Origin of the sequence: Endozoicomonas sp., assembly GCF_051008435.1 — a bacterium.
GTDB lineage: Bacteria > Pseudomonadota > Gammaproteobacteria > Pseudomonadales > Endozoicomonadaceae > Endozoicomonas_A.
Genome location: NZ_JBPCXO010000062.1, coordinates 1 through 8,256, shown reverse-complemented (window position 1 = coordinate 8,256; position 8,256 = coordinate 1). Strand labels below are relative to the sequence as shown.

The 8,256-nt window shown below is 49.2% G+C and carries 1 protein-coding gene; it reads right to left on the bottom strand.

Annotation, left to right across the window (positions count from 1 at the left end; genetic code table 11):
* The coding region (locus tag ACR2PX_RS02895) for a right-handed parallel beta-helix repeat-containing protein (protein WP_433997857.1) at nucleotides 1-8,256 on the bottom strand (8,256 nt) is incomplete at both ends.

The following is an 8,256-nucleotide window of genomic DNA, read 5'->3' as shown; positions in this document are numbered from 1 at the left end:
GAAGACCCAGTGGCGCATTCAGGGCCGGCAGATCCCCTTGATAGACGTCAAAGCGCGGCTGTCCGTGAATCCGGGTACTGCCATTGCCCAGGTCATCCTCGGCCTGCCAGGTGAAGGCCAGTTGCTGTAATTTTTCCTGACCGGCGTCGGCCGGCAGGGTAAAGCGGCCCACCCAGAGCGGTGCTCCGGGCTGGGACTGACCGTCCTTGCTCAAGGCAATGCCACTGGCCAGAGCCGGAATCGCGACTCCGTCCAGGGTCGGCACCAGCTGGGGTACCTCAGAAGCTGAAACATCGTCGTTCAGTCGCAACTGCACTTCCACCTCGGTAGAGCCGGTGTTGGCCAGCGGATGACCGGGGTTGAGGGTCAGGGCCGTCACTTCCGGTCCCTGGGTATCCACCTTCAGTTCATACAGTTCGCCACTGACCAGCTCCGAGCCCTGGTTACCCAGGGCATCAAAGGCCTGGAACACCAGGAAGCCGATGCCTGAGGGGGTACTGCCGGTCAGACTGAACTGACCGGTGTAGCGCTGATCATCGTTATAGTCCTTGCTCAGGGTGACCGGGATACTGGTCTGGCCAAAGCTGAAGGCAAAGAACGGCGGGTTGCGCAGGGGCTCGTCGAAACGCACCGCCACACTCACCGTGCCCTGCCCCAGACGACCGTCGTCGGCTTTAGGACCGTTACTGTCCAGGGTCACCGATTCAGCCCGGGGACCCTGACTGTCAGCTTCGGCGGACACCGGAGCCGGTACCCGACTCTCATTACCGGCTCGAGTCAGGGCGGTGACGGTGTAAAAGTAAGTCCCGTCGGTCACTGGCACATCGTTGTAGCCCAGTCCGGAGATCGGTGCCGAGGTCAAACGCTCTACTCCGGCTTCCGATACCCCACTGAACGACGAGGGACTGCGATAGACGTGGTAACCGGACAGGTCACCGTCCACCGCCTGCCAGCTCAGACGCACTTCGCCCTGGGCCCGGCTTACTGCCGTCAGCGCCGCTGGGCTGTCCGGCAGACTCTGATCCAGGGTCAGGTTGCTGATAGCAGAAACACCAGAGACCTTACTTCGCCCCTGATAACGGCTGACCACGGACAGGGCATTACTGCCTTCGACCAGGTCCACCGCAAAGGTGTAACGCCCCTGACCATCCACCGCCTGCCAGTTGCCCACAGCCGAACCATTGACCCGGGCCTGCACCTCGGCGCCCGGAGCACTGGTACCGATCAGGACAACACTGGTTTGATTGGTCAGGCCGCCGTCAGCCGGTGCTGACAGAATCGGTGCGCCCGGTGCATCAAGATCGACATTCAGGGTAAAGGTTTGAGTGGTGACGTTCTCCAGTGTGTCAGTAACTCTTACTGCGAGGGTATGCTGTCCATCTGCAATAGACTGGAGATCAATAGTCCCCTGCAACCCATCAGAGATAAAGCTGTCCTCCAACAGAGGCTGATCATCCAACAGTAACTCCAGACGCGAGATGCCCGACAAATCACTGGCTTGAACAACTACCTGCCCAGGGCGAGAGAGAACTAACCCATTCTCAACCGCTACGGTCTGACCGGCTGCTACAAACTGGATATTACTGATCTCAGGACCAATATTATCAGTCTGGGGAGCCACCTTTATTACTTGCACAGCAGGGTCAGCACCACCCGTCTTATTTTCGGTCACAACAGCCAGATAGTAGTCCTGACCGTTCTCCAGCCCAGCAATACTCAAACTGGTTTTTCCAGATTGCAAAATAGAATGAGCGGTAAGACCTTCCACAGAAGTAAACGACTGAGTTTCGACAAAAACAAAGTATCGATTCACCTGCTCTTGGGGCTGCGAGGGATTCCAACTCAAATCTACACGGCTATCCAACTCGGTATAAGTCAGACCTTCCGGATTCAATAACCAGGTAACCGCTTCAATGAGAGTTCCGTCACTTTCATTACTACTGCTGTCCAGAGTTGAAATCTTAAAGCTGTGGACTGCAGCTCTCTCCAGATTATTGACCTCATAGGAAATCTTTGACTTGTCCAGCTCAGCCAGAAAGTTGCCATTCTGATATACCTTAAACCCGGATAAATCGGATTCAGAAGGTGCCTGCCAGGTCAAGCTGATGCGATCGGCGTGACTGCCTGCTTGAAGACGAGTCACTTCAGAGGGAGGCGTTGCATCTTCAACAGTGACTGCCTGACTAACGACTTCCGTCAAATAGTTACCCGCAGCGTCTTCCGCTACCACAGCAAAATGATAGGTCTGGCCTGAGGTCAAACCTTCTACAAGAGTAGTTTTACGACCAACCACTTTTTTGAGTAAGGTGGCCTGGTTTACGTCGCTATAGGCAGAACCGCTGAGATAGACCCTGTAGTGTTTAATATCATTGCCATTGACCACTTCATCATAACTGCTCCAGTCCAGAGCAACTGACTGGCCGTCTTTACGACCATCGACATTCAAAGAGACGGCACCTGGTGCAATATCATCCAGAATGATGCTTGCTATTGTTGCTCCACTGGCATTGCCTGCAGCGTCTACTACTACAAACTGAACCGCATTGTTGCCAGACATCAGATTAACGCGATGTGACCAACGAGTGGCATTGATGTCCGTAGACACCTCACCACCATTAACATATAGACGAGAGCCCACTTCTTTAGTGCCCGCAAAATCATAGAAGTTGACAGTGATGGTTGAAGGGTAAGCATCCAACGCAGGAGCTTCTGGGGCTGTTGTATCAACATTAAATTGATACGTCTGCTCATTAGAACTCAGGCCCATCTTGTCCTGAAGTAGAACAGCAACCTGATAAGTTCCTTCACCCAATACTGTCGAAGGTCTGAATTCAATGGCATTCGCTCCAGTCTCCCAATTACCCGCAACCAACTCGTCTGCTCTTCTCAGTGAGTAGGTTGTAGCCTCCCAGTCAATCCCACTGCCTTCTTCCCTGACATTAATCCGAACGTATTCAGGGGCTGACTTCAGCCTGGCACTGTTCGCTGGATAAACTGTTTCAATCACTGGCGCAATACTGTCGACATTAAATTTCAGGACAGCAACAGCAGAATCCTCATTCCATTGATCGCGACTGACAATATTCAAGGTATTAAGACCTTGGGACAGACTCTGGTTAAACTGCCAGTCACCACTCCCCGCTGAAAGCCTTAAAGTACCATTCACCCAGATCGATGAATTATCAGGCCTGCTTCCTCTCAGAGTGATGAGATTATTGGTCAGGGAATGAACGACAGGACTCAGTTCATAATTGGCAATAGCTGGCGCTGTTTCCTGAATTCTGAAGCGATAGATATTGCTGGTTGCTTCCATCTGGTTGTCGGCAACATCTTGTGCTCCGCTGACCGATAAAAGCCACTCTTCCCGATTATTATTTGGCAAACTGATTACACCTGATACATAGGTATCAGCTGCAAATTTTGTTTGACTCCAGCTTCCGGTTGGGACAGTAATTTGGGCACCCGATTCAGCCTGAAGCAGCAACTGAGGGTTAGAAACTGTTTTCATAGAACCATTAAACTGGACGGATAAAGTGAAAGCCGCCTCCTGAGGCACAGGAGAATTATGACTGGCCACAACAGCCTTCAATTCAGGTTTCACTGTATCTGTGGTGTTCAAACCGACAGAGCCTTCCAAGGTATTTCCGGAGCTATCAACCAGATCCTGACCCGGCGTCACTGTTTCTGATCCAACCACGGTAAATCCATCGATCAGGAAAACCGTCACTCGGGTGAAATCCCTGCTCCATACCACACGATTTGATGTTCCGTAAACTGCACTACCCGGTGCCAGGTTACGGTTAGCCTCATCGGTATCATTGGATACTGAAGCTGTTCTCATAGGCTCACTGAAGAGGAAGGTATAACTGTCTCCCAAAGAAGTCAGACCATTACCATCCAGATCATCAAACAAGACACCGGTAAATGATGGAGCGGTCAAGTCTCGCCCTACCAGGCGAACGGTGCCTGTCACACTGTTCCCAGCCACATCTCTTATAAAGCGACTGGGTTGAACCAGCTCATCACCGAGAATGGAGAACCCTGAAGTAACCTGAACTTTAACTTCACGCCTATTTTCAGACCAGAAAGGAGCAGCTTCAGCACCGTACTTTAAGCCCCCTTCAGGACGAAGGTGAGCATTTGCCGACTGAGCATCATCAGAAGAAAGAACGCTTTGTTCCATTGCTTCGTTGAAGACAAAAGTGTAGATATCCCCAACACTCAGGTAACCACTGCTATCGCTATCACTCCAACGCAGGTCCATCAGCTCCGGAGAAACTGAGTCCACCCGGGTCAAGCTTTGCACTCCAATAGCTGCATTACCATATTTATCACTCAGTCCTGTCAGTGAAATCTGCTCAGACCCATTGATGGTGAAGCCTTCAGTTAAAGTCACAATGACTGTTGTTTCATCTGCAGACCAGCGAATGCTGTTTTCATTACCCCAAATAGAAGCGGTATCTGTTTTCAGTTTCAGGTTGGCGTCGGTAGTACCATCCTCCAGTTGTTGTGTATCCAGTGCTTCTGAGAATACAAACCAGTATTCATCGCCCTGACTGGTCACTCCATTGCCATCTTTGTCATTGAATTTAATTTCACTGAACTTGGGTGGAGAGAGTTCAAGACTGTCTTCAAGCAGCCAGAGTTCTGACAAAGCCCCTCGAATGGAGGTATCAGCATTGTCATGAACAAAATTCAAAGTCAGCTGCCCTGAAGAGTAATAGGGTTGTGGTATTGCAAACTGATAAGAGGTAGGTTTTGTAGGCATCGCCATGCCTGAATGAACGGAGTTATCCTCGCCATCTGTCAGACTTTGCACAGATAGTGAGGGGTCACCATTAAAATAGGTCGCGCGAATCTTGTACCTTTTCTCGGGATTCAAAGACGGAAAACGCAGGACCACTTTATTTTTGTCATACAACATGGTTTTCCCAGGTGACAAGCCCGCACTGTCCCACTCATTACTAAGCGTTCCCTGAACAATTTCCGGGGCAGTGACATTACCACGTGTCAGAACCTCCGGAGATTGAAAATTCGCGTAGACATAATCAATGGAGGGATTTTCCTTGAAAGGCGTATATACAACTTTATCGGATACTGTTTGACCCGTGCCTTCCGGGTTAGAAGCTTCATGTAACGGACCACTGCCGTCTGCTTCACCCCACCAGTTCTGGGTAGCTGTCAGTTCATTGCCTGAACTGTTATAGATACCCTGGGCTCTGTTACCGAAAATATCGCTGTTCGTAACGGATGCTCTGGCGCCATTGGCCACTGCAACACCATGACCACCGTTAGAGGCTATACGACTGAAGCTGATGGACGTATTGCTGCTATTGCGATCAATGTAAACACCGCTGCCATCATTCCCCCAGATGAATGAGCCGGTTATCTCTGGAGACGCCTCATAGATTCTGATTCCATGCCCAAGACTGTTGGACACTTCAAGGTTATCTATAGACGGAGACACATTCTGCATATACAGGGCTGCATCACCGTTACCCGCATAACGGATGATGACATTATTCAGCCGCGTAAATCGGGCCAAAGTAGAACCATACTGTTTTACGCCCTGCCAGTTACCATTACCAGGAGAGGTACTACCACTATTTTTGTTGGTGTCTCCTCCAACCAGGTCATCATGGACTGAAGTAAAGGTGATTTTTTTATCAGCCTCACCATTCGCAACTAAAGCTCCGTAGGAATAAAGCCCGTAGTTGCCATTGAACTTCACATTGACGCCTGGTTTGACTTCCAGAACGGTGTGGTTAGGAACCTTCAAGTTATTGTTATGGAGAACATAGGTATCAACAGGAATGGTATCTGTACCGAAGGTGTACAGGGTTGTATCTTGAGACAGATCCTGACCACGAAGGTCAATAACCTGATCTGGACCAGTAGCTTCAATAGTATTGCTACTATCTGGCACCGCCGTAGCTGGAAGCACCATCAAAGAAGCATTACCCGTGATTGTATTCCCCTTGAGTACCGGATTAGCCTGATAATTCCCGGTAAAATGAATAGCCTGGATCGTGTTATTTATGATCTGGTTGTTCTCGATATTGACCGGGTCATAGTCAACATAAATACCATACTGGTTATTATCAAAGGTATTACCAATGACCTGTTGTATGCTGCTGGAGTAGTTATTTCGATCATAAATATACAAACCAATCTGGCTGTTATTTCTGATCGTTGAATTCGTCAATTTCAGTGGTGATCCAAAAACATAAATACCTCGATACTGACTCTCTTCAAAGATACTGCTGTCAATCTCAACCTGACTGGCCCGCTCGGCATAGAACTGACCAACATTGGAACGATCGCCAAAACGAACTATAGATCCCTGCAGTCTTGCCTTTGCTCCTGGGTATAACTGGATGCGATCCCAATAACCTCTTGAGCCTGCAGACTCACCATCGCCATTAGTGTCGCCACCAAATACATCATCATTGGCGGCAGTAAAGACAACAGGCTCTTCTTTAGTACCCAAACTCACCAGTTCTCCATAAACATTCAGTTTCTGGTTAGCGTTGAACTTGATAATGGTGCCTGGTTTAAGAGTCAGGGTTCTTCCGGCAGGAATGGTGAGAGAACTCACCCTGTAAACAGCTGCTGGAAGATTAAGTTCATCTGACAGATTACCGGCTAATGAAATGGTCTGAACCTGATCATTAATAGTGGTTATTAATGTCGAGGGTTCACTGGTGTTGTCAACCAGATCTATAGCAGTAACGTGGACACTATAACTCTCACCTGCAACTGCTTCAGAATAAGCATAAGTATTATGAGTTGTAGACAGGTTGACTGATGCCACTTCATCACTGCCCCTCAACAAACTTACCCTATAACCTGCCAGGTCTTTTGCAGTGTCAGCAGAATGTTGCCACTGATAAAAAATCACAGCATTTCCTGAACCAGAGAAACTGACAGATGCAGTAAGGTTTGTGACTGCTTCAGGAGCAGTATTATCGCTACCCGCTGTAACAGTGACTGGGCCAACAGGGAGCGACAATGAATAGTTTCCAGTCATATCAATCGTCTTTATTCGATAATGGAAGCTCTCGTTCTCATTGACAGCAGTATCAATGTATTGATTGCTTCCTGAAGCCAATTCAGTCATTTCTTCAAACTCAGAAGAATCCGTTACGGCCCTGAGAACCCTGTAACTGCTTACATCAGATTCACCGTTGCCATCATCAATAGACAAATTCCAACGTAACTTAACCTGGCCTTCTGCAGATGCCGCCACCAAACCGGTAACAGAAGCCGGGAGAGAAGAATCAGCAATCACCTGGACAGGTGCAGACAGTTGATTGAAATTCCCACTACTGTCCCATGCTCGGGCCGTAATCAACAGGCTGCCTGAATCTGGAACACTTTTATTCAGGTGCCAGACACCTGTTGAACTGATTGAACTCACATCAGACCAGGTCCAGTTTTCGCCATCGGTGCTCACACCCACTTCAACACGATCCACAGCTCCCGCATTATCAGATGCACGACCACTGATCATTAACTGACTGGAAGAAACTCGCTGATTCATCACCGGCTGAACAATCGTAAGTTCAGGAGCCTCGGTATCTGAAGATTGTTGCTTAAGAATAAGTACACTACTGACCAACGCCCTTGGACCTTGCTCAGCTTTCAGAGACAACCCTAGATTACCTGCATCAATTTGTGATGGTGGCACAGAAAACTCAGAAGAAGCCGGGTTTGCAGAGGGAACCCCCAAGGCACTGTGAATCAAATGTCCAGACTCTCTGACCTTCAATGACTGGCTAACTGTAGGGACATCTTTACCAAAGTAGGTCACTAGCAGCTTATAGTTACTGCTTCCAGAAAGGCCTGCAAAGTCGATATCCAGCTGTTTACTGAAATCATGGAGATTACTGTATGCACTCGCCGTCCCCCACTCAGTTGATGCAGCACCACTGATAACCGGGAGATTAATGCCATAAGCAACATGCTCTGTGCCTCCTGCATCAAAATAAGCGTATTCGGTACCATCAATAAGGTGCTCAGAAGAGTTGATTGAACCACTGCCGGTATTCAGCACCTGATCGCCAGCACCACTGGCATCACCCGATGGACCGTCCACCGCTCCCCACCAGACACCCCGGGCATCCACGGCACCAGAACCTGTGTTTAAAATACCATTACCGGTATTGGCAAAAATTTCTGTTCCTTCGACCCGTCCGCTGGCATTGCCCTGCAGCTCGATACCGTCCCCGAAGTTCCCGTAAAACTGCCCCTTAT